Here is a 22,389-nt window from a genome sequence, read left to right as displayed (position 1 = left end):
ACGCGCCGTTTTCGCCGGGCTCGCGGCATATGAGCGGAATGCGAGTGGGCGACTTCACTCCGTTACAAGGTTTCCAGCATGCAACAATCTAGTTAACGTTGCTAATGAAATGGCATCTGGTCGAACCCACCGAAATCGGAGCCCTCATGTGCGGAATCTCCGGCTGGATCGACTTCCAGCGCGATCTCACCCGCGAACAGCCCGTCATCGACGCGATGTGCCACACCATGGCCTGCCGGGGACCGGACGCGGCCGGGACCTGGGTGCGGCCGCGCGCCGCGCTCGGCCACCGGAGGCTGGCGATCATCGACCTGCCCGGCGGCGCGCAGCCGATGGCGGCCGACACCCCGGACGGCCCGGTGGCGATGGTCTACAGCGGTGAGGCGTACAACTTCACCGAGCTGCGCGACGAACTGCGCCGCCGCGGCCGGAAGTTCGACACCGACAGCGACACCGAGGTGGTCCTGCAGGGCTACCTGGAGTGGGGCCCGGCGGTCGCCGAACACCTCAACGGCATGTACGCCTTCGCCGTCTGGGACTCCCGCACCGAGCAGCTGCTGCTCGTCCGCGACCGGATGGGCGTCAAGCCGCTGTACTACTACCCCACCGAGCACGGGGTCCTGTTCGGCTCCGAGCCCAAGGCGATCCTGGCCAACCCGCTGGCCGAGAAGGTCGTCGACGCCGACGGGCTGCGCGAGATGTTCGCCATGACCAAGACCCCCGGCCAGGCAGTGTGGGCGGGGATGCGCGAGGTCGTTCCGGGCACGATCGTGACCGTCGACCGCGGCGGGCTGCGCGAGCACACCTACTGGCAGCTGGAGGCCGCCGAGCACACCGACGACCGGGAGACCACCGTCGCCCGGGTCCGGGAGCTGCTCGACGACATCGTCGCCCGGCAGCTGATCTCCGACGTGCCGCGCTGCGTGCTGCTCTCCGGCGGCCTCGACTCCAGCGCCATCACCGCGCTCGCCGGCCAGCAGCTCGGCCGGGCCGGCGAGAAGGTCCGCAGCTTCTCGGTGGATTTCCTCGGCCAGACCGAGAACTTCGTGCCCGATCCGCTGCGCGACACCCCGGACGGCCCGTACGTCCACGACGTCGCCCAGCACGTCGGGTCGCTGCACCAGGACATCGTGCTCGACCCCACGACGCTGGCCGACCCCGCCGTGCGCCGGGCCGCGGTCACCGCCCGGGACGTGCCGGTGGGCCTGGGGGACATGGACCAGTCGCTCTACCTGCTGTTCAAGGCCATCCGCGAGCACTCGACGGTCGCGCTGTCCGGCGAGTCGGCCGACGAGGTCTTCGGCGGCTACCGCTGGTTCCACGACCCGGAGGTGCAGCAGGCGCACACCTTCCCGTGGCTGGCCAACGCCCGCGGCCAGGGCGGGTCGGTCGCCGACATGCTCTCGCCCGAGCTGCGGTCCGCCCTGGACGTCGACCGGTTCGTGGCCGACAGCTACGAGACCGCGCTGGCCGGGGTGCCCCAGCTGCCCGGCGAGGGCGACTTCGAGCGCCGGATGCGGGTCATGAGCCACCTGCACCTGACCCGGTTCGTGCGGACCCTGCTCGACCGCAAGGACCGGATGAGCATGGCGGTGGGCCTGGAGGTCCGGGTGCCGTTCTGCGACCACCGGCTGGTGGAGTACGTCTTCAACGCCCCGTGGGCGCTCAAGACCTTCGACGGCAGGGAGAAGAGCCTGCTGCGGCACGCCGCCGCCGACACCCTGCCGAGGTCGGTGGTGGAGCGGGTGAAGAGCCCGTATCCGTCCACACAGGACCCGGCGTACGGCAGGAAGCTGTTCGACCAGGCCGCCGAGCTGGTGCGCGCGCAGGACCCGGCGCTGTCGGTGCTCGACGCGGGCGCGTTGCAGCAGGTGATGGACATCGGGCCGGAGGCCGTGAACACCGGGGTCCGGTACTTCATGGAGCGGCTGCTCGACGTGTCCGTGTGGTTCGACGTGCACAAGCCGACGTTGAAGGTGTGAGCCCGCCCTGCGTGGGTGGTCGCTTGGCGGAACCTCAGGCGTCCGCTGGCTGCGGTACCGAAGCGATCCTGCCGCTTCGGAAGTCCAATACGACGGAAAAAGCTGTCCTTGCCAGCGAACACCTGGGAACCCGCGGCGGTGCCGGTTGCGTGCGTGGGCTCAGCGGCTGCGCCGCTTGAGGACGATAGTTGCTTCCCCCGCCCCGCAAGGGAAATTCGGGTCAGCCCGGCGGGATGAGCAGCCGGAAAGTGCTGCCGCCCGCCGGGTTCGCGGTCAGCTCCACCCGCCCGTTGTGCGCCTCGGCGATCGCCGCGGTGATCGCCAGCCCCAGCCCGCTGCCGCCGGGCCGGTCGCGCGCCCGGTAGAAGCGGTCGAACACCCGGTGCGCCTCCTCGCGCGCGATGCCCGGGCCGGAGTCGGCGACCTCCACGGAACCCATGCGCGTCCCCTCCGCCACCGACGCGCCCGCGGCGGCCAGGACGTCGGACGACACCGCGCCCCAGCCGACGCTGATCGTCACCGGAGTCCCGGGTTCGGTGTGCACCAAGGCATTCGTGACCAGGTTCGTCAGGACCTGCCGCAGACGCGGCCCGTCGCCCAGCACCCGGACCGCGCGGTCCGGCGCGTCGAACTCCACCGCCCGCCCCGGATCGCGCACCGCCGCGTCGTGGACGACGTCGTGCACCAGCGGCACCAGGTCCACTTCGGTCAGGTCGACGGTGCGTTCCCGGTCCAGGCGCGCGAGCAGCAGCAGGTCCTCGACCAGCGAGCCCATCCGCGCCGACTCCGCCTCGATGCGCGCCATCATCCGGCGGACGTCCTCCTCGGGGTGCCGGTCGCTGCGCCGGTACAGCTCCGCGAAGCCGCGGATGGAGGTCAGCGGCGTGCGCAGCTCGTGCGAGGCGTCGGCGACGAAGCTGCGCATCCGCTGCTCGGAGCGCTCCCGTTCGCGCATCGCCGCCGCGAGCCTGCCCAGCATCGTGTTCAGCGCGAGCCCGAGCCTGCCCGCCTCCGTGCGCGGGTCCTCGTCCGGGACCCGCCGGTCCAGCTCGCCCGCGGCGATCGCGTCCGCGGTGTCCTCGATCCGGGTGAGCGGGCGCAGTCCCAGCCGCACCGTGACGGCGGCCGTCCCGACCAGCACGGCCAGCACCACCGCGCCGACCACCAGCTCGATCGTCATCAGCTCCCGGACCGCCGTGTCCACGCTGCGCAGCGACAGCGCCAGGACGATCGTGCGCCCGTCCGGCAGGTGCAGCGTCCGGACCCGCCAGTCCGCGCCGCCCGCCCGGTCCGGCACCGTCCCCAGCGCCGGGCCGGGGTCGCGCAGCAGCGGCCCGCTGGTGTCCCCTTCGGACTGGCCGAGCATCCCGCCGGTCGGCGCCCCCCGGAAGTCGAAGAACGTCACGCGGAAGTCGGTCGGCAGTTCGTGCGGCGGCGGCGCCGGGAACGGCGGTTCCGGCGGCGGCCTGAGTCCTTCGATCCACGGCCTCGCCAGGTCCGCCAGCTTGTCGTCGGTCCGGGCGACCAGCGACCGCTCCAGCAGCGCGACGCTGGTGATCCCCATGACCACCAGGCCCGCGACGGTCACCGCGAGCAGCACCAGCAGCAGCCGCCCGCGCAGCGTGCGGGGCCTCACCCCGCGTCCCTCGGCATCCGCAGCACGTAGCCGACACCGCGGATGGTGTGGATCAGCGGCGGCGCGGTCACGTCGATCTTGCGGCGCAGGTAGCTGATGTAGGACTCGACGATCCGGGTGTCGCCGCCGAACTCGTAGTTCCACACCCGGTCCAGGATCTGCCCGCGGCTGACCACCTTCTCGGCGTTGATCAGCAGGTACCGCAGCAGCTTGAACTCGGTCGGCGACAGCCCGACCAGTCGCCCGCCCCGGCGCACCTCGTAGCTGTCCTCGTCCAGCTCCAGGTCGTGGTAGCGCAGCAGCGAGTCCGGCTCGGGCACCGGCCGGACCCGGCGCAGGATCGCCCGCAGCCGCAGCACGACCTCGTCGAGGCTGAACGGCTTGGTGACGTAGTCGTCGCCGCCCGCGGTCAGGCCCGCGATGCGGTCCTCCACCGCGTCGCGGGCCGTCAGGAACAGCACCGGCACCCAGTCGCCGTCCTCGCGGAGCCGCCGCGCCACCGCGAACCCGTCCTGGTCGGGCAGCATCACGTCGAGCACGACGATGTCCGGGTGGAACTCCGCCGCCGCGCGCAGCGCTTCCCCGCCGGTCGCCGCGCCGCGCACCTCGAAGCCGCTCAGCCGCAGCGCGGCGGTGAGCAGTTCGAGGATGTTGGGCTCGTCGTCGACGACCAGCACCTTGGATTCCGGCACCTGACCAGGATCTCTCATCCTCCGGTCTCCATGCAGGAGTACAGCTGGTCACCGGCCTGCGTGCAGTTCTGCTTCACCCACGCCTCCCGCAGGCTGCTCTCGCCACCGCGGCCGGGCATCCGGCCCGGACCGTTGCCGAGCAGGACGAACCCCAGCTCACCGGCCTGCTTCCACTCGGTGAGCTGCCGCACCGAGGGAGCGTCGTCGCTGCCGGTGAAACCGCCCATGCCGACGACGGTCACGTCGGAGTTGATCAGGTAGGAGGACGCGACCATCGCGCCGCCCTCGACCGCCAGCGGGATCCGGCGATCACCGGCCTCGGCGACCACGCGGTCCAGGACTTCCCGCTGCTGCGCGCCGAACTGGCCCGGACCGCCCGGGCCGAACAGAACCAGGCCACCTGGGCCGGGCTGATCCCCGCCACCCGGACCGAGCTGATCCGCGCCGGGGCCGGACTGATCCCCATCGCCCGGGCCGAGCTGATCCCCGCCACCCGGACCGAACTGCCCCGCGCCGGGGCCGGACTGATCCCCATCGCCCGGGCCGGACTGATCCGACCCGCCCGGGCCGAACTGCCCCTCGCCGCCGGGCGGTGAGCCCATCTCCACCGGCCGGCCGGCCATGCGCTGGCTGCTCTGCGGTCCGGCGGTCGGGTTCCCCCCGCCCATCCCGGTCTGCGCCGTGACCGCGCCCATCGCGGCCCACCCGCCGGGCACGGCCAGCACCGCCGCGAGCCCCAGCGCCAGACCGGACCGCATGAGCACCTTCCACCGCCGCCCGAGCAGCAGCGCGCCGACCCCGAGGACGGCCAGGGCCACCGCGCCGTAACCGATCCACGCGTGCCAGGTCAGATCGCGGGCGACGAGGGCGAACGCCCACGCCACCGTCACCACGACGGCGACCGGGAGCAGGACCCACCTCCAGCCCTCGGATTCCCGGTACCAGCGCCAGAAGCGCACCAGCCCCGCCGCGGCGACCGCGCTGACCGCGGGCGCGAGCATCGTCGTGTAGTACGGGTGCATCGTGCCCTGGGCGAAGCTGAACATCACCCCGACGACGACCAGCCAGCCGCCCCACAGCACCCAGCCGCCGAGCCCGTCCCGCCGAACGGCCGCGACCAGCACCAGCGCGCACAACGGCAGCAACCAGCTGATCTGTCCGCCGAGCTGGTCGTTGAACAGCCGCAGAACCCCGGATTCCCCGGAGAACCCGCCGCCACCACCGGGCATGCCGCCGTTGCCCTCGCCGCCCAGGATCCGGCCGAAACCGTTGTAGCCGAACACGAGATCCCACGCGGAACCGTCGGCGCTGCCGCCGATGAACGGTTTCGGCGACGGCCACAACGCCGTCGCGACCACCCACCAGAACGAGCTGACGAGCAGCACGCCCGCCGCGACGGCGAGGTCGACCAGCCGCCGTCCCCAGGAATCCCGCCGCCCGGCCAGGTACGCCGCCACGAACGCGGGAAGAACCATCCACGCCTGCAACATCTTCGTCAGGAAGCCGCAGCCGATCAGGAACGCCGCCAGCGCGAGCCATCCGGTCGCGCGCTCGGCCTCCATCGCCCTGGTCACCGCGTACGCCGCCGCGACCACCAGCAGGACCAGCAGGGTGTCGGGGTTGTTGTCCCGGTTGATCACCACCGTGATCGGGGTGAGCGCCATGATCAGCGCGGCCAGCAGCGCCGCGTGCTCGCCCGCCCACCTGCGCACGGTCCGGTGCAGCAGGAAAACCGCCGCCACCCCGGCCAGCGCCTGCGGGAACAGCACGGCGAACTGGTTGAAGCCGAACAGCTTCACCGACACGACCTGCACCCACAACGCCATCGGCGGCTTGTCGACGGTGATCACGCCCGCCGGGTCGAAGGCGCCGAAGAAGAAGTTCTCGAAGCTGCGCGACATCGACTTCACCGCGGCGGTGTAGTACGAGTTCCCCCAGGTTCCGCCGATCGCCCAGCCGTAGAGCAGTGCGGCCAGACCGCAGATCGCGGCCAGCGGCCAACGTTTCGTCATGATTTTCCTTCGTCGGTGGCGGGCCGGAAGACCCACGAGCGGAGCAGGGCGAAGCGCAGCGCCGTCCCGGCGATCGACGACGCGACGAGCACCACGATCTCCAGCCAGCGCGGAGAATCCGGCTGCCAGGCCTGCAGCCAGAGCAGCGCCCCGGACGTGACGGCGTAGTAGACGGCGAAGACGATCAGCCCTTGCAGCTGGACCCGCTTCGACGGCCCCGAGCGGTCCAGGAAGGTCAGCCGCCGGTTGGCCTCGGTGTTCCACAACGTCGTCGCGACGAGCGCGACCAGGTTCGCCAGCAGCGGCGGCCACCACGTCCGCAGCACCGCGTACAGGGCAGTTGTGACCACAGTGGACACAGCACCGATCAGGCCGAACGACACCAGCTGCCACAGCAGCCCGGTCTCCGGCCTGGCCAGCACCGCCTGCGGATGCGCGGCGCGCGGAGCAGGCCGGGCGGGCAGGCCGGGCACGGTCGCCGCACCGGTCAGCTTCGCCCGCGCCACCCGGACCAGGCCGGCGATGTCGTCCCTGGCGGTCCGCACGACGTTGACGCGGGTGTCGACGTCCTCCACCCAGTCCACCGGGACCTCGTGCACCCGAAGCCCGTTGTGCTCGGCCAGCAGAAGCAGTTCGGTGTCGAAGAACCAGCTGTCGTCACGCACGTGCGCGAGCAGCGGGCGCACAACGTCGGTGCGCGCGGCCTTGAAGCCGCACTGCGCGTCGGAGATCCGCGAACCGTGGGTCCAGCGGACGATCCGGTTGTAGCCGCGGGAGATCAGCTCCCGCTTGCCGCCCCGCACGGTCCGGGAACCCGGCGCCAGCCGGGACCCCACCGCCAGGTCGGAGTGCCCGTTGACCAGCGGTGCGACCAGCGGCAGCAGCGCGTCGAGGCCCGTCGACAGGTCGACGTCCATGTAGACGACCACGTCTGCGTCGCTGTACCCCCACGCGGTGCGCAGCGCGAGCCCGCGGCCCTTGCGGTCCAGGTGCAGCACCCGGACCCGGTCGATCGACTCGGCCAGCTCGTGCGCGACGCGCAGCGTGCCGTCGGTGCTGGCGTTGTCGACCACCGTGATCGACCAGTCGAACGGGAAGTGCGCGCGCAGGTGCTCCCGCAGCACCTCCAGGCACCCGGGCAACGAGCGCTCCTCGTTGAACACCGGGATCACCACGTCGACGGTCGCCGTCACCACCGGTTCCCGCCGCGCGGACACCCTCGGCAGGACGTCCATCCCTGACCACCTCGCTTTCCGGCCTCCTGGGTCGGAACCCATCAAGCCGGATCGAGGTGCGAGTACCGTGGGCGGAAAATGGGAAATTCCTGGGAATCAAAACCAGCGGATCAAACCCCGGGAAATCAAACGCAGCGGATCACCAGTGCGGCTTGCGCGGCCTGGGCTGGCAGACCGGGCAGCTGTAGGACGAGCGGTTCATGAACGCGTCCCGGCGCACGGTCGCGCCGCACCTCGGGCACGGCTCGCCCGCCTGCCCGTACACCGCGAGCGAGCGGTCGAAGTAGCCGGACTCGCCGTTGACGTTGACGTAGAGCGCGTCGAACGAGGTGCCGCCCGCGGTCAGCGCGGCCTGCATGACCTCGACCGTCGCCGCGAACAACGCGCGGACCTGCGGCCGGGTCAGCGTCGCCGTCGGCCGCGCCCAGTGCAGCTTCGCGCGCCACAGCGCCTCGTCGGCGTAGATGTTGCCGACCCCGGAGACCAGGGTCTGGTCGAGCAGCGCGCGCTTGACGCCGGTGCGCTTCGCGCGCATCCGGGCCACCGCGGATTCGAGGTCGAACACCCGCTCCAGCGGGTCCGGCGCGATGTGCGCGATCGGCTTGGGGACCGCGATGCCGTCGACCTCGTCGAGCTCGGTCAGGCTGAGCCCGCCGAAGGTGCGCTGGTCGACGAACCGCAGCTGCGGGCCGCCGTCGTCGAACCGGAACCGCACCCGCAGGTGCGTCTCGTCCGGTGCGTACTCGGGCTGCACCAGCAGCTGACCGCTCATCCCCAGGTGCGCGAGCATCGCCTCACCGGCGGCGACGTCGTCGGGACCGTCGCCCAGCTCCACCCACAGGTACTTGCCGCGGCGCCGGGCCGCGGTCAGGCAGCGCCCGACGAGGCGGGCGGCGAAGTCGTCCGGGCCGGGCACGTGCCTGCGGACCGAACGCGGGTGCAGGACCTCGACCCTGGAAACGGTGCGGCCGACGGCGTGCTCGGCGACTCCGCGCCGGACGACCTCGACCTCGGGGAGCTCGGGCACGCCGGTTAGGCCGAGCCCTCGTCGTTGTCCTCCGCGGCCTGCTTGACCTGCTCGGACAGCCTGCGCCAGGCCGCCTCGGCGGCCTTCTGCTCGGCTTCCTTCTTGGTCCGGCCGTCGCCCTTGCCCAGCGTCTCGCCCGCGACCGCGACGAAGGCGCTGAACTCCTTGCGGTGGTCCGGGCCCTGCTCCTCGACCCGGTACTCCGGCACGCCGAGCGCGGCGGCAGCGGTCAGTTCCTGCAGGCTCGTCTTCCAGTCCAGACCGGCGCCCCGCTGCGGGGCCTCGGTCAGCAGCGGCTGGAACAGGTGGTGGATCACGGTGCGGGCGACGTCGATGCCGTGCTGGAGGTAGATCGCGCCGAGCACGGCCTCCAGACCGTCGGCGAGGATGCTCGCCTTGTCCCGTCCACCCGTCAGTTCTTCACCGCGTCCGAGCAGCAGGTACTCACCGAGACCGCCGTCACCCAGCGCGCGGGCGACACCGGCCAGCGCGTGCATGTTGACCACGCTGGCGCGCAGCTTCGCGAGCTGCCCCTCCGGCAGGTCGGGGTGCTCGTTGTAGAGCCGATCGGTGATCACCAGGCCCAGCACCGCGTCGCCGAGGAACTCCAGCCGCTCGTTCGGCGGCAGGCCACCGTTCTCGTAGGCGTACGAGCGGTGCGTGAGGGCGAGGGTGAGCAGCTCGGCGTCGAGTTCGACGCCGAGCGCCTCCATCAGCGGGCCCCGGTCCACGATCCGGGTCCGTGACTGCTTTCCCCCCACTGGGTAGCCGCCGATCAGGCGGGCTCGACGACCTGGCGGCCGTCGTACTGACCGCAGGACGGGCAGGCGACGTGCGGCAGCTTCGGCTCGCGGCAGGCGCGGTTCGAGCACTGCACCAGCGTCGGCGCCGACGCCTTCCACTGCGAACGGCGGTGACGGGTGTTGGCCCGGGACATCTTGCGCTTCGGGACGGCCACGACTAGTTCTCCTCCTCGGTCCCGCCGAACCGCTCACGAAGCGCGGCCCAGCGAGGATCAATGGTCTCATGCGTGTGATCGGGGGCGAGTTCGGCCCACTTGGCGCCGCACCCGGAGCACAGCCCCTGGCAGTCCGGCGAGCACAGCGGTGCGGAGGGAAGCGACAGCAGCATCGCGTCCCGCACCACCGGTTCCAGGTCGATCAGGTCGTCGACGACCCGTTCGACCTCGTCTTCATCGGTGCTGGTGTCCGTGGCGCTGTCCGGGTAGGCGAACAGCTCGCGCACCTCGACCTCGATCTCCTCGGTGACCGGGTCCAGGCAGCGCACGCACTCGCCGGCCAGCGTCGCGGCAGCGGTGCCGGAGACCAGCACGCCCTCCACCACCGACTCCGCCAGCAGGTCGAGCTCCACCGGCTCGCCCTCCGGCACCCTGATCATGTCGAGGCCGAAGCCGGCCGGAGCAGGCGCGCGGCGCGTGTAGGCACGGCTGAGCCCCGCCCGGTGCCCGATCTCCCGGGTGTCGATCACCCAGGGACCGACGTGAGCGGTTCCCTCCGCTCGCGCGGAGCGTCCGGCATCGTGTTTCTGAGACATCACAGGTTTCGAGTGGTCTTCGACTGAAGGGTTGTCTTGCTTGGGGGTTTCGGCGGCTGGGATCTGCTTCGGCGACGATTTCCTTCGGCGACGAATCCTCCACAGCCAGCTTTTCCAGGGTACGCGACCCGCCCCGTTCGACGGAAATCACCCCGACACCCCGGTTGACCTGCGGATTTGTCGGCGCCCATCGCGTTCGCGGACGGAGCGGAGCACGATGACGCGCGGTGTTCCCGAGACAGCGGAGAGATCATGCCCGAACCGGACTCCTCGAACAGCGACCTGCCCAACCCGGCCCGGATCTACGACTACGGGCTCGGCGGGCACCACAACTTCCAGGCCGACCGGGAGCAGTTCGAGAAGCTGCTGGAGGTCGACCCGGACGCCCGGCTGGTGGTGTCGTCCAACCGCGCCTTCCTGCGCCGCGCGGTGCAGTACTGCCTCCGGCAGGGCATCACGCAGTTCCTCGACCTCGGCTCAGGCATCCCGACGGTGGGCAACGTGCACGAGGCCGCGCACCAGCTGAACCCGTCGGCGCGGGTGGTCTACGTCGACAACGAGCCGGTGGCGGTCGCCCACACCCGCAGGCTGCTTCGCGAGAACCCCAACGCCGCGATCGTGCAGGCCGACCTGCGCGACCCCGAGGCGATCTTCGAGGCGCCGGAGACCCGGCGGCTGCTCGACCTGTCGCAGCCGGTCGCGCTGATGATGGTCGCGGTGCTGCACTGGGTCCCCGACGCGGGCGTGGCCGAACTGCTGGAGCGCTACCGGTCCAGGCTCGCGCCGGGGAGCTTCCTGGCGATCAGCCACCTGACCTCGGAGCACCTGCCGGAGCAGATGCACGACGTCGAGGAGGTCTTCGCCGAGACCAGCGAGCCGGTCACCTACCGGCCCCGGTCCCAGGCGGACGCGCTGTTCGAGGGCTTCGAGCTGGTGCCGCCGGGGGTCGTCTACACCTCGGAATGGCGCTCCGAGCCGCACGAGGTCGTGCACCCCCCGGAGCGGACCAAGATCTGGGCAGCCGTGGGCCGCAAGCCGCAGCGCGCGGCGCGGGCATCAACCGACCACATCGGACAGTCCTGACCAGGAAAAGCCCCCGCATCCCGAGGAATGCGGGGGCTTTCGAGATCGGGGTCAGTGCTCGCCGTTGCGGCCCGCGCCCGTGCGGCCGGGCTTCCACTCGTCGTAGTCGTAGGGCGCGCCGACCGGGCTGCGCAGCTGCTGGCGGCCCTTGCCGACAGTGCGGAGCGTGCGGCTGAGCAGGTCCTCGAAGTCGGCGAGCCGGGCGTCGACGTAGGCGTCGCACTCGCCGCGCAGCCGCTCGGCGTCGTCGTTGGCCTCGGCGACGATCCGCTTCGACTCGCTCTCGGCCGCCTGCACGACCTCGGTCTCCGACACCAGCCGGGCCTGCTCGGACTTGCCCTCGTGCACCGACTGCTCGTAGGCGGCCCGCCCGGCCTGGACCATCCGGTCGGCCTCGGACTGGGCGCGGCCCACGTAGTCCTCGTACTCCCGGCGCCCGCTGGTCACGGTCTGCTCGGCCTCGGCCTGCGCCTCGCCGACCAGCTGGTCGGCGCGCTCGCGCGCCTCGGCGAGCAGCTGCTCGGCCTGTGCCCGCGCCTCGGAGACCGTCCGGTCGGCCTCGGCGCGCGCTTCGCCCAGCGTGCGCTGCGCCTCGGTCTCGGCCTTCTGCACCACGTCGTCGCGGTGGTCGAGCACGTCCTGGGCGTCATCGAGCTCGGACGGAATCGCGTCCCGCACGTCGTCGAGCAGTTCCAGCACGTCACCCCTGGGCACCACGCACCCCGAGGTCATCGGCACACCCCGCGCTTCCTCGACGATCGTGACCAGCTCGTCGAGCGCCTCGAACACCCGGTACACCTCGATCTCCCTGCAGTCGTAGCCTGCCCCGAATCCCAAGCTCTCCGGAATTCCAAGCTTTCCAGAAACACCCGGAACGGATGATCACGGGTCTGTCCCACCTGGCTACCAGTCTGCCCCTCCGCCGTGTCCGGCCGCCGCATCTGGACCCGTGCCCGCGTGTCCTCGAAAGCGGAATCGCGCGGACCCCGTCCGGGATCCGCGCGATTCCACCGAGCTGCAGGCGACTCCCTTTCAAGCCGCGCAAGCCACCGGTCAAGCGTTCACGTTGGTCAGCTTGAAGCTCTCGTAGTGGTCCTCGGTGTAGAAGTACTCGCCGCCCTCGCCGACGACGAAGCGGCGGGCGCCGCGGTCGTCGCTGCCGGGGGTCTCGACGGTGTACTCCTTGTAGTAGCCCTCCTCGCAGTCCGGCAGGATGCCCTCCCGGTTCTGGAAGGTGGTGCCGTCCTGCGGGTACGGGTAGGGGCCGCCCTGCTGGATCAGGTCGTAGGTCTCCTTCGCCTCCGGCGGCAGCTGCGACAGGTCGACCTGCTCGAATCCGGAGGTGTCACCGCACGGGGCCTGCGCGACGGCGGGCGCCTGCGGGGCGACGGTCAGGGCCTGCGCGGCCCCGGCCTGGAACCCGAGCAGACCCACCACCGCGATCAGACCGGCGAGGAAGGTCCTGACTGCGTTCGACTTCGTGATCTGCCTCATGCCCGGTGACGCTAACCGGAGAACGTGATCACGTACTGAAGTTGGCGTGAACACGAAACCCCGGAGTCACCCGTGTGGTGAATTCTTCACCGGAAGGTGTCACTGCTGCTCGGCGAGGCGCTCCAGCAGGCGCTGTTCGATCTTGGGCGGCAGCAGGTTCGACACGTCCCCGCCGTAGGTCGCGACCTCCTTGACCAGCGAGCTGGCCAGGAAGCTGTAGAGCGGGTTGGTCGACATGAAAAGCGTCTCGACGCCGGAGAGCCGCTGGTTCATCTGCGCCATCTGCAGCTCGTAGTCGAAGTCGCTGACCGCGCGCAGGCCCTTGACGATCGCGCCGATCCCGTGCGCCTTGCAGTAGTCGACCAGCAGGCCGTGCCAGGAGTCGATGCGCACGTTCGGCCACTGCGCGGTGACCTCGCGCAGCATTTCGAGCCGTTCGTCGACGCTGAACAGGCTCTTCTTGTTCTTGTTGATCAGCACCGCGACGACGACCTCGTCGAACAGGCCGGCGGCCCGCTCGATGATGTCCAGATGGCCGTTGGTAACCGGATCGTAGGAACCTGGACACACGGCTCGCCTCATGTGGCGGACGGTAGCAGCATCTGGGAATTCCGCCCCCGGACACGTGGCCTCGGTCACCGGGAGCGTGATCGAAACAGACCCGGCTCGAAACGGGATCAGGCGCCTTCGCGGGCCGCCCAGTGCACGGCGGTGTCTCCGTAGCGCCTGGTGCGCAGCGCGTGCAGCTCCGCGGGCCAGTCGGGGTCGCCGCTGCGGACCGCGCGCTCGACGACGACCAGGCCCTCCGGCGCGGTCCAGCCGTTGGCGACCAGCGACCGCAGCACCTGCCCGAGCCGCTCGTCGTCGACGTCGTAGGGCGGGTCGGCGAGCACCACGTCGAAGGGCTCGGCCGCCGGGGAGGCGAGCACGGTCTCGGCCTTCGCCTGCTCGACGCGGACGTCGCGGAAGCCGAGCGCGCCCGCGTTGCGGCGGAGCAGCTGCGCGGCGCGGCGGTCGGACTCGACGAACGTGGCGTGCGCGGCTCCGCGCGAAAGGGCCTCAAGCCCGAGCGCGCCGGAACCGGCGTAGAGGTCGAGAACCCGCGCCCCGGGCAGTTCGACCGCCGACTCCAGGGCGCTGAACAGCGCTTCGCGCACTCGTTCCGAGGTGGGTCTGGTGCCGCGCGGAGGAACCTCGATCCGGCGTCCGCCGACGCTACCGGCCACGATCCGTGTCACCCGACCATCGTCGCGCATGCGCTTGGTGACCTTGGATTGCGGCCGGGGATTGCGGCCGGCGGACTGTGGCCGGCCGATCGTGGGCGGCGGATCGTGGCCAGCGAATTGCGGCCGGGAATCGTGGCCGGCGGATCGTGGCCGGCGGATCGTGGACGGCCTTCGAATTACCCGTCAGATTACGCCCCGCCCCCGGCGCCGGAAGACACCGGCCGCACCTGCCCCGCCGCAGGCCGGGGCCGTAATCTTCTTGGTCTGCCCAGACGGGAGACGGGGAGCGGAACAGGTGTCGGAAACGTCGGTCAGGCAAGCCGAGATCGCGATCGAGCAGCGGCACGTGGACCGGGTCTACGCCAGGCTCGGGGAGCTGCGCAGCGAGGCCGAGGCGATGCGCGCCAAGAGCTACGAGCACGGCCAGGAGGCCACGCCGGAGGCGCTGTACGAGCGGGACGTGATGGTGCACCACGCCAACCGCACGCTGCAGGCGCTCGACGCCGAGGCCGAGGGTCTGGTGTTCGGGCGGCTGGACTTCGCCGACGGGGACGCCGTGCACGTCGGGCGGCTGGGCATCCGCGACCCGCAGTTCGACAACCTGCTGGTGGACTGGCGGGCGCCGCTGGCATCGGCGTTCTACCAGGCGACGCCGGAGGAACCGCGCGGCGTGGTGCGGCGCCGGGTGATCCGGTCGTCGCGGGAGACCGTGGTCGACATCTCCGACGACCTGCTCGACCCGGAGCGGGCGCCGGAGGACATGCGGGTGATCGGTGACGGCGCGCTGATGGCGTCGCTGAGCCGGGCCCGCGGCGACTCGATGCGCAACATCGTCGCCACCATCCAGAAGGAGCAGGACGACGCGATCCGCGCGCCGGAGGGCGGGGTCACCGAGATCACCGGCGGGCCGGGGACCGGCAAGACCGCGGTGGCGCTGCACCGCGCGGCGTACCTGCTGTACCGGGACCAGCGCAGGCTGGGCGGGGCCGGGGTGCTGGTGGTCGGGCCGTCGCCGGTGTTCATGTCCTACATCTCGCGGGTGCTGCCGTCGATGGGCGAGCACAACGTGGAGCTGCGGGCGCTGGGCGAGGTGCTGGACGACCTGTCGGCGACCGGGATCGACGACCCGCGCACCGCCGAGGTCAAGGGCTCGTCCCGGATGGTCCAGGTGCTGCGGCGCGCGCTGCGGCTGCCGCCGCCGGACGCCCCGGACGAGCTGCGCATGTTCTACCGCGGCGTGGTGCTCAAGCTGCAGGCCGACGACCTCAAGCGGATCCGCCGCAGGCTGCACTCCAAGGGCGCGCCGCCGAACCGGTCCCGGATGCGGGCGGCCGACGCGCTGCTGGAAGCGTTGTGGAACAAGGCCAAGCAGTTCGCCGACGCGGACTTCAAGCCGGACCGCGAGCAGCTGATCACCGAGATCGGCGAGCGCATCGAGTTCCACCGGTTCCTGGTCACCTGGTGGCCGCCGCTGTACCCGATGCAGGTGCTGCGCTGGCTGTCCGACCCGAGCAGGCTCGCGCGGGCCGCGCGGCGGGCGCTGTCGGCGGAGGAGATCGGCCTGCTGGCCAAGTCGTGGGCCGAGGTCGAGCAGTGGACCGTCGCCGACGTGGCGCTGATCGACGAGCTTCGGGTGCTGGCGGGCTCGCTGCCGAAGCGGCGGCGGGCGCGGGCGGACTCGCGGGAGCTGACCACCTGGGCCGATCGCACGGCCGAGCAGCCCTACCAGCGGCCGGACAACTACGACGAGTACTCGCACGTCGTGGTCGACGAGTCGCAGGACCTCTCGCCGATGCAGTGGCGGATGGTCGGCAGGCGGGGCAGGCACGCGAGCTGGACGATCGTCGGCGACCCGGTGCAGTCCTCGTGGCCGGATCCGGACGAGGCCGCTCGGGCCCGGCAGGAGGCGTTGAGCTCGGCGCGCACGCACCGCCGGTTCACGCTGCGCACGAACTACCGCAACTCCGCGGAGATCTTCGAGGTCGCCGCGGACGCGGTGCGCGGCGTCGTCGACGCAGGCGACCTGCCGAACGCGGTGCGCACGACCGGGATCGAGCCGGTGGTGCGCGAGGTGCGGCAGTGGCCGGAGGCCGCGCGGACCGCGGCGTCGGAGCTGCTGGACGCGGCGGAGGGCACGGTCGGCGTGATCACCACGATGGCGCGGCGGGGCGAGGTCCGGGACTGGTTGTCCACTGTGGAGTCCGACCGGCTTCGGGTGGTGGGCAGCCTGGAGGCCAAGGGCATGGAGTACGACGCGGTGCTGCTGATCGACCCGGACGAGCTGATCTCCGAGTCCTCCACCGGACGCCGCGCGCTCTACGTCGCGCTCAGCCGCGCCACGCAGCTGCTGACCGTGCTCAAGCCGGGGTCGTGAGGCGCGGCTCGGGGAACGATCCCGGGCCGCCGCTCTCGGCGACCGCTGTCGACCAGGCCCGGCCGGAGCGGTCCGGCCGGGCGCGCACCGGGGTCAGCCGATCATGTTGATCATCAGGAACTCCGGCCAGATCTGCTCCCAAGGGGCGTCCCGGCCGGTCGCGACGAAGATCGGCATTCCCTGGTTCATGGTCTGGATGTTCATCCCGTTGTCCACCGCGCCGACCCGGCGGAGGTCGGAGAAGTGGCGCTCCAGCGCGGGAGTCGGCGGCCCGAGGTAGACGATCGTGGTGGCTTCCTCCGGCGGGGCGCCGAAGAAGTGGAAACCGCGGCCACCGCTGTAGGAACCGGGCAGTCCCCGCTCCGGGCCGTAGTTGTCGACCGCGCTGGCCATCCAGTAGTCGTAGCTCACGATCGCCGCGGATCGCTGCTGCTCGGGCGGCAGCGTCCGGTAGACCTCCGCGACCGAGTCGACCATCTGCGGCCAGCCGATCTGGCCGAGGTAGAGGAACTCGGTGATGCTGAACGGTTTCCCGGCGAACGACTCCAACGGTTTCAGCGGCAGCCCGTTGAGCGAGGCGAGCGCCGAGAGCGCGAAGGCGGGCCAGACGACCCAGCTCCAGGTCCGCTTCCCGTTCGCCCGCTTGAGTTCCCGCCTGCGCTGGAAGCCGACCGCGCCGGCCGCCCACAGCACGGGGAACACGCCGCTGGCGTAGTAGGAACGCCCGCTCATGGCGACGAAGAACACGACCACTCCGATCGCCGCCCAGCCCAGGAATCGGTACGCGCGCATGTCCGGCGCGGCGAGCAGCCGCCACCAGCCGTAGCAGCCGAGCACGATGCCGACGCCGATGCCCAGCCCGGCGATCATCAGTCCGAAGTTGAGCGCCGGTCCCATGTAGGCGACCTCGGCCGCGACCGCCTCGCTCATCTCCAGCTGCGGCCAGCCGTTGGCGGCCTGCCACAGCAGGGTCGGCACGGTCGTGGCGATCGCGATCAGCGCGCCGAGCCAGAGCATCGGCCGCTTCAGCAGGTCGCGCGGGCCGAAGACCAGCGCGGCGATCAGCAGCATCAGGACCAGCACGACGATCTGGAACTTGACCTGCACCCCGGCGGCGGTGACCACGCCCGCCCACACGAGCAGTCCGTCGGCGCGGGTGCGCACCCAGCGCACGAGCACCCAGCTGAGCACCGTCCAGCAGAAGACGTCGAAGACCGGCGTGGCCAGGGTGGTGCCGATGGTGAGGAACGCCAGCGAGTGCGCGCCCGCCGTCATGGTCTGCGCCCGGCGGTCGCCGCCGAGCTCGCGGGCGATCAGCGCGGCGAAGACCGCGCCCGCGGCGATGGCGAGGATCGACGGGATCCGCAGCGCCACGAGCGAGTCCGGCGCGATGGTGTCCATCAGCAGCGCGAGCAGCGGGACCGCGGGCGGCTGGTCGGCGTAGCCCCAGTCCAGCCGGTGGCCGGCGGAGACGAAGTAGAGCTCGTCGCCGAAGTAGCCGTAGCGTCCGCTGAACGCGAGCAGGATCGCGCCGCAGAGCCCCGCGACCAGCAGGACGGGGAGTTTCGCGAAGGGTTCGGGTAAGTCGCGCCGCTGCTGCTGCTCCGGCGCGGCGGTGACCGCGGTGGTCATGTCGGGTCCTTTCTGGTGGCCCGGTCGAAGATCCGCACGAGTTCGCGTGCGTAGTGCTCGGTGTCGAGGTCGGGATCCCGCGCCAGCGCCTGGGAGACCATGTCGATGGACGCGCGCAGCGAGGTGGCGACGACCACCGGGTCGAAGTCGCCGAACTCGCCCTTCTCCTGGCCGTCGCGCAGGATTCCGGCGACGGACGCGACGAGGTCGTCGTGGCCCTCGGGCTTGAAGTGCAGCGATCCGTCGCTGTCGCGGAAGTTGAGGATGATGTCGCCGACCGCGAGGATTCCGGCGCGGTTGGCGGCGATGTACTCGACGTTCTTCTCGATGTAGCGGTGCAGCACGCCCCGGGCGGTCTTCTCGGCCTCCAGGAACGGGATCATGAAGTGCGCGCCGGCCACGTAGAACTCGACGACCAGCTTCTCCATGAGCTCGTCCTTGCCCGCGAAGTGGTACGAGATCACCCCCTTGCTGATCCCCGCCCGCCGCGCGATCTGAGCCAGCGAGGCCTTGGCGTAGCCGAGCTCGACGATCGTGTCGACCGCCGCCTTCTTGATCTGCTCCCGCCGCGCCTCGCCGATGAACGAACGACCCTCTTGTCCACCTGGCTCAAAATCTGACCGCATGGCCAGATTTTAACCCGACTGGCCAGAAGACGTGCAAGAGCACCCCCGAAGATCCAGGTCATCGGGGGTGCTCTCGGTTCTGGCCGCTACCCGTCGACGCGCACGAACGCCTTCGCGGAGGAAGCCCAGCGGTAGTACTCGGTCCAGCCCTCGCCGGTGTCGAAGTCGGTGACCCGCACCGCGATGTCGCCGTACCAGACGGTGAAGTCCGCGGGCTGGCGCGTCCACACGCCCGGGTTCGACACCGTGCCCAGCGGAGCGGCGTCGGCGGTCATGGCGATCAGCGCGGTCGAGTACTCGGCGTCGCGCGGGCCGCACTGCATGACGATCAGCGCGTCCTCGACGCCCTCGCCGGTGACGTCGGCGAACACGATGTCGCGGTCCGGCGCGAACCGGTAAACGTGCTCGGCCGTCTCCCCCGCCCCGGCCGCGAAGCGCACCTGCTGCCACGGGCAGGAACCGACCGGCGGCACCGAGAACTCGCTGTTGTGCCAATCCACATCGCGCACTCCGCCGGCTTTCTCGGCTTTCCCGGCTTCCCCGGCCGACACGGCGCCGCCGGTGAGCACGAGCGCGCACGCGCTGAGCAGAGCTGCGCGGAACCAGATCCCGTTCATGGCTTCCCCCTCGCTTCCGCGGTTCGGTCGCCGTGAACACGTCCACGACGACCGGGCGGTTGCCACGGGCGGGCAGGCCGTTTCCTCCGGCGGGCTCGGCGCGGGTGCGTTGCGGCCCTCGCCGGCCGCGAGCGGCCGACGCCGCCCCCACCCAACGCAAAAGCGCCGGAAGTCCGAAGACTTCCGGCGCCGGAGCGGAGCTCAGCCGAGCTCGATGATCAGGTCACCGCCCTCGACCTGCTGGACGCCGCCGATCGCGACGCGCTTGACGGTGCCCGCCTGCGGGGCGGTGATCGCGGCCTCCATCTTCATCGCCTCGATCGTCGCGATGGTCTGACCGGCCTCGATCGGGTCGCCCTCGCCCACCGACAGCGTCACTACGCCGGCGAACGGCGCGGGCACGTGACCGGGGTTGGACCGGTCGGCCTTCTCGGCCACCGGCAGGTCCGAGGCCACCGAGCGGTCGCGCACCTGGATCGGGCGCAGCTGCCCGTTCAGGATCGCCATCACGGTGCGGATGCCGCGCTCGTCGGGCTCGCTGATCGCCTCCAGCCCGATCAGCAGCCGCACGCCCGGCTCCAGGTCCACCGGGAACTCCTCCCCCGGGCGAAGCCCGTAGAAGAAGTCCTTGCTGCGCAGGAGCGAGGTGTCGCCGTAGGCCGCGCGGTGCTCGGTGAACTCCTTGGTGGGCTTGGCGAACATCAGCCGGTTCAGCGTGGCGCGGCGGTCCTCGGCGAGGCCCTTGCGGTCCTCTTCGGACAGATCCGCGAGCTTGCGCTCGGCGGTGCGGCCCTCCAGCGCGCGGGTCCGGAACGGCTCCGGCCAGCCCGCGGGCGGGTCGCCCAGCTCGCCCTGGAGGAACCCGACGACCGAGTCCGGGATGTCGAACTTGCGCGGCTCCGCCTCGAAGTCGGCCGGGTCCACCCCCGCGCCGACCAGGTGCAGCGCCAGGTCGCCGACGACCTTCGACGACGGCGTCACCTTCACCAGCCTGCCGAGGATCCGGTCGGCGGCGGCGTACATCGCCTCGATCTCCTCGAACTTGTTGCCCAGCCCCAGCGCGACCGCCTGGGTGCGCAGGTTGGACAGCTGCCCGCCGGGGATCTCGTGCTTGTAGACCCGGCCGGTCGGCGAGGCCAGCCCCGCCTCGAACGGCTGGTAGATCTTGCGCACCGCCTCCCAGTACGGCTCCAGGTCGCAGATCGCCTCCAGGTCGAGGCCGGTGGCGCGCTCGGTGTGGTCGGTGGCCGCGACCACCGACGACAGCGCAGGCTGCGAGGTGGTGCCCGCCAGCGACGCGGTCGCGCCGTCGACCGCGTCCACGCCGGACTGGATCGCCGCCAGGTAGGTGGCCAGCTGCCCGCCCGGGGTGTCGTGGGTGTGCAGGTGCACCGGCAGGCCGAACTCCCGGCGCAGCGCCGAGACCAGCTTCGCCGCGGCAGGCGGGCGCAGCAGGCCCGCCATGTCCTTGATCGCCAGCACGTGCGCGCCCGCGTCGACGATCTGCTCGGCCAGCCGCAGGTAGTAGTCCAGCGTGTAGAGCTTCTCGTCCGGGTTCGACAGGTCGGCGGTGTAGCACAGCGCGACCTCGGCGACCGACCTGCCGGTGTCGCGCACCGCCTGGATCGCCGGGCGCATCTGCTCGACGTCGTTGAGCGCGTCGAAGATCCGGAAGATGTCGATGCCGGTGTCGGTGGCCTCCTGCACGAAGTGCTCGGTCACCTCGGTCGGGTAAGGCGTGTAACCGACGGTGTTCCGCCCGCGCAGCAGCATCTGCAGGCAGATGTTGGGCACCGCCTCGCGGAGCTTCGCCAGCCGCTCCCACGGGTCCTCGGCCAGGAAGCGCAGCGCCACGTCGTAGGTCGCGCCGCCCCAGCACTCCAGCGACAGCAGCTCCGGCGTCAGCCGGGCCACGTGCGGCGCGACCGCGAGCAGGTCCTTGGTGCGCACGCGGGTCGCCAGCAGCGACTGGTGCGCGTCGCGGAACGTCGTGTCGGTGACGCCGACCGCGTCGCGCTCGCGCAGCCAGCGGGCGAAGCCCTCCGGGCCGAGCTCGGTGAGCTTCTGCTTCGAGCCCGCGGGCGGCTCCACCGACAGGTCGGCGGCCGGGAGCTTGAACACCGGGTCCGGCACGGTCGGGCGCTCGCCGTTGGGGCGGTTGACCGTGACGTCGGCGAGGTAGTTGAGCAGCCGGGTGCCGCGGTCGGCGGAGTGCCGGGCGGTGAGCAGGTGCGGGCGCTCCTCGATGAACGAGGTGGTCACCTTGCCCGCGGCGAAGTCCGGGTCGTCCAGCACCGCCTGGAGGAACGGGATGTTCGTGGCGACGCCGCGGATGCGGAACTCGGCGACCGCGCGCCGGGCCCTGGCCACCGCGGTGCTGAAGTCGCGGCCCCGGCAGGAGAGCTTGACCAGCATCGAGTCGAAGTGCGCGCTGACGCTGGTGCCCGCGAACGCGGTGCCGCCGTCGAGCCGGATGCCCGCGCCGCCCGGCGAGCGGTAAGCGCTGATCATGCCGGTGTCCGGGCGGAACCCGTTGGCCGGGTCCTCGGTGGTGATCCGACACTGCAACGCCGCACCGCGCAGGCGGATCGACTCCTGGGTCATGCCGAGGTCTTCGAGGGTCTCACCGGCCGCGATGCGCAGCTGCGACTGCACGAGGTCGGCGTCGGTGACCTCCTCGGTGACGGTGTGCTCGACCTGGATGCGCGGGTTCATCTCGATGAACACGTGCCTGCCCCGCTCGTCGACCAGGAACTCGACGGTCCCGGCGTTGACGTAGCCGATCCTGCGGGCGAAGGCGACCGCGTCGTTGCAGATCCGCTCCCGCAGCTCGGGGTCGAGGTTGGGCGCGGGGGCGATCTCGATGACCTTCTGGTGGCGGCGCTGCACCGAGCAGTCCCGCTCGAACAGGTGGACCACGTTGCCCGCGGCGTCGGCGAGGATCTGCACCTCGATGTGCCGCGGGTTGACCACGGCCTGCTCCAGGAACACCGTCGGGTCGCCGAAGGCCGACTCGGCCTCGCGCATCGCGGCTTCCAGCGCCTCGCGCAGCGCCTTCGGCTCGTTGACCCGGCGCATGCCGCGGCCACCGCCACCGGCGACGGCCTTGACGAACACCGGGAAGTCCATGTCCTCGGCCGCGGCCAGCAGCGCCTCGATGTCGCTGGAGGGCGCCGACGAGTCCAGCACCGGTACGCCC

19 protein-coding genes are annotated in these 22,389 nt (G+C 71.4%); 3 read left to right on the top strand and 16 right to left on the bottom strand.

From position 1 onward, the window contains the following. Positions 1 to 146 precede the first annotated feature (146 nt). Positions 147 to 1,982 carry an asparagine synthase (glutamine-hydrolyzing) gene (asnB, locus tag ABD691_RS05735; protein WP_344678347.1) on the top strand — a complete coding sequence of 612 codons (1,836 nt, stop codon included), beginning with the start codon at positions 147 to 149 and terminating at the stop codon, positions 1,980 to 1,982. Between the two features lie 220 nt (positions 1,983 to 2,202). Here the strand turns inward: asnB and ABD691_RS05730 are convergent, their stop codons facing one another. From ABD691_RS05730 to ABD691_RS05695, 8 genes are all read right to left on the bottom strand, one after another. Beyond that, positions 2,203 to 3,618 carry a sensor histidine kinase gene (locus ABD691_RS05730; protein ID WP_344678346.1) on the bottom strand — a complete coding sequence of 472 codons (1,416 nt, stop codon included), beginning with the start codon at positions 3,616 to 3,618 and terminating at the stop codon, positions 2,203 to 2,205. Then, positions 3,615 to 4,328, bottom strand: a complete 714-nt coding sequence (locus ABD691_RS05725; RefSeq protein ID WP_344678345.1) for a response regulator transcription factor — start codon at positions 4,326 to 4,328, stop codon at positions 3,615 to 3,617. The genes ABD691_RS05730 and ABD691_RS05725 overlap by 4 nt, the downstream gene beginning before the upstream one ends. Beyond that, positions 4,325 to 6,322: an ArnT family glycosyltransferase gene (locus ABD691_RS05720; RefSeq protein ID WP_344678344.1), complete on the bottom strand. Its 1,998-nt coding sequence runs from the start codon at positions 6,320 to 6,322 to the stop codon at positions 4,325 to 4,327. The genes ABD691_RS05725 and ABD691_RS05720 overlap by 4 nt, the downstream gene beginning before the upstream one ends. Beyond that, positions 6,319 to 7,557 (bottom strand): bifunctional glycosyltransferase family 2/GtrA family protein, encoded by a 1,239-nt coding sequence (locus ABD691_RS05715; protein ID WP_344678343.1) that lies wholly within the window; start codon positions 7,555 to 7,557, stop codon positions 6,319 to 6,321. The genes ABD691_RS05720 and ABD691_RS05715 overlap by 4 nt, the downstream gene beginning before the upstream one ends. A 139-nt stretch (positions 7,558 to 7,696) precedes the next feature. Next, entirely contained in the window at positions 7,697 to 8,584 is an 888-nt protein-coding gene (gene mutM / locus ABD691_RS05710) for a bifunctional DNA-formamidopyrimidine glycosylase/DNA-(apurinic or apyrimidinic site) lyase (RefSeq protein WP_344678342.1), read from the bottom strand. Positions 8,585 to 8,589: 5 nt separating this feature from the next. Continuing rightward, positions 8,590 to 9,345, bottom strand: coding sequence for a ribonuclease III (gene rnc / locus ABD691_RS05705; protein ID WP_425564982.1), 756 nt, complete (start codon positions 9,343 to 9,345; stop codon positions 8,590 to 8,592). 14 nt (positions 9,346 to 9,359) lie between these two features. Beyond that, a complete protein-coding gene (gene rpmF / locus ABD691_RS05700) occupies positions 9,360 to 9,542 on the bottom strand; it encodes a 50S ribosomal protein L32 (protein ID WP_344678341.1) in 183 nt (60 codons plus the stop codon). Between the two features lie 2 nt (positions 9,543 to 9,544). Then, on the bottom strand, positions 9,545 to 10,138 hold the full coding sequence (locus ABD691_RS05695) for a YceD family protein (RefSeq protein WP_425564981.1): 594 nt from the start codon (positions 10,136 to 10,138) through the stop codon (positions 9,545 to 9,547). Positions 10,139 to 10,390: 252 nt separating this feature from the next. Here ABD691_RS05695 and ABD691_RS05690 point away from each other — a divergent pair, with 252 nt between their 5' ends. After that, complete coding sequence (locus ABD691_RS05690) at positions 10,391 to 11,221, top strand: SAM-dependent methyltransferase (RefSeq protein ID WP_344678339.1); 831 nt, start codon at positions 10,391 to 10,393, stop codon at positions 11,219 to 11,221. Positions 11,222 to 11,272: 51 nt separating this feature from the next. Here ABD691_RS05690 and ABD691_RS05685 read toward each other — a convergent pair whose 3' ends face one another. The 4 genes from ABD691_RS05685 to rsmD form a co-directional block, all read right to left on the bottom strand. Next, positions 11,273 to 12,019 carry a DivIVA domain-containing protein gene (locus ABD691_RS05685; protein ID WP_344678337.1) on the bottom strand — a complete coding sequence of 249 codons (747 nt, stop codon included), beginning with the start codon at positions 12,017 to 12,019 and terminating at the stop codon, positions 11,273 to 11,275. Between the two features lie 255 nt (positions 12,020 to 12,274). Further along, a complete protein-coding gene (locus tag ABD691_RS05680) occupies positions 12,275 to 12,715 on the bottom strand; it encodes a guanyl-specific ribonuclease (protein WP_344678336.1) in 441 nt (146 codons plus the stop codon). 99 nt (positions 12,716 to 12,814) lie between these two features. Continuing rightward, entirely contained in the window at positions 12,815 to 13,297 is a 483-nt protein-coding gene (coaD, locus tag ABD691_RS05675; protein WP_344678335.1) for a pantetheine-phosphate adenylyltransferase, read from the bottom strand. Positions 13,298 to 13,392: 95 nt separating this feature from the next. After that, a complete protein-coding gene (rsmD, locus tag ABD691_RS05670) occupies positions 13,393 to 13,953 on the bottom strand; it encodes a 16S rRNA (guanine(966)-N(2))-methyltransferase RsmD (protein WP_344678334.1) in 561 nt (186 codons plus the stop codon). A gap of 283 nt (positions 13,954 to 14,236) precedes the next feature. Here rsmD and ABD691_RS05665 point away from each other — a divergent pair, with 283 nt between their 5' ends. After that, positions 14,237 to 16,315 (top strand): HelD family protein, encoded by a 2,079-nt coding sequence (locus ABD691_RS05665; protein ID WP_344678332.1) that lies wholly within the window; start codon positions 14,237 to 14,239, stop codon positions 16,313 to 16,315. Between the two features lie 93 nt (positions 16,316 to 16,408). Here ABD691_RS05665 and ABD691_RS05660 read toward each other — a convergent pair whose 3' ends face one another. From ABD691_RS05660 to ABD691_RS05645, 4 genes are all read right to left on the bottom strand, one after another. After that, entirely contained in the window at positions 16,409 to 17,947 is a 1,539-nt protein-coding gene (locus ABD691_RS05660; protein WP_344678331.1) for a glycosyltransferase family 39 protein, read from the bottom strand. After that, positions 17,944 to 18,573: a TetR/AcrR family transcriptional regulator gene (locus ABD691_RS05655; protein ID WP_344678330.1), complete on the bottom strand. Its 630-nt coding sequence runs from the start codon at positions 18,571 to 18,573 to the stop codon at positions 17,944 to 17,946. Before ABD691_RS05655 ends, ABD691_RS05660 begins: the two co-directional genes overlap by 4 nt. A gap of 86 nt (positions 18,574 to 18,659) precedes the next feature. After that, positions 18,660 to 19,190, bottom strand: a complete 531-nt coding sequence (locus tag ABD691_RS05650; RefSeq protein ID WP_344678329.1) for a hypothetical protein — start codon at positions 19,188 to 19,190, stop codon at positions 18,660 to 18,662. A gap of 201 nt (positions 19,191 to 19,391) precedes the next feature. Then, positions 19,392 to 22,389, bottom strand: a 2,998-nt coding sequence (locus ABD691_RS05645) for a pyruvate carboxylase (RefSeq protein WP_344678328.1), incomplete at its 5' end; no start/stop codon positions are given.

The organism is Saccharopolyspora taberi (assembly GCF_039534165.1).
GTDB lineage: Bacteria > Actinomycetota > Actinomycetes > Mycobacteriales > Pseudonocardiaceae > Saccharopolyspora_D > Saccharopolyspora_D taberi.
This window is presented reverse-complemented; position numbering and strand designations above follow the sequence as displayed.

Coding starts and splice junctions, on each gene's coding strand:
- asnB (WP_344678347.1), top strand. CDS start 147: ATGTGCGGAATCTCCGGCTGGATCGACTTCCAGCGCGATCTCACCCGC.
- ABD691_RS05725 (WP_344678345.1), bottom strand. CDS start 4,328: ATGAGAGATCCTGGTCAGGTGCCGGAATCCAAGGTGCTGGTCGTCGAC.
- ABD691_RS05720 (WP_344678344.1), bottom strand. CDS start 6,322: ATGACGAAACGTTGGCCGCTGGCCGCGATCTGCGGTCTGGCCGCACTG.
- ABD691_RS05715 (WP_344678343.1), bottom strand. CDS start 7,557: ATGGACGTCCTGCCGAGGGTGTCCGCGCGGCGGGAACCGGTGGTGACG.
- ABD691_RS05695 (WP_425564981.1), bottom strand. CDS start 10,138: ATGTCTCAGAAACACGATGCCGGACGCTCCGCGCGAGCGGAGGGAACC.
- ABD691_RS05690 (WP_344678339.1), top strand. CDS start 10,391: ATGCCCGAACCGGACTCCTCGAACAGCGACCTGCCCAACCCGGCCCGG.
- ABD691_RS05680 (WP_344678336.1), bottom strand. CDS start 12,715: ATGAGGCAGATCACGAAGTCGAACGCAGTCAGGACCTTCCTCGCCGGT.
- coaD (WP_344678335.1), bottom strand. CDS start 13,297: ATGAGGCGAGCCGTGTGTCCAGGTTCCTACGATCCGGTTACCAACGGC.
- ABD691_RS05660 (WP_344678331.1), bottom strand. CDS start 17,947: ATGACCACCGCGGTCACCGCCGCGCCGGAGCAGCAGCAGCGGCGCGAC.
- ABD691_RS05655 (WP_344678330.1), bottom strand. CDS start 18,573: ATGCGGTCAGATTTTGAGCCAGGTGGACAAGAGGGTCGTTCGTTCATC.
- ABD691_RS05650 (WP_344678329.1), bottom strand. CDS start 19,190: ATGAACGGGATCTGGTTCCGCGCAGCTCTGCTCAGCGCGTGCGCGCTC.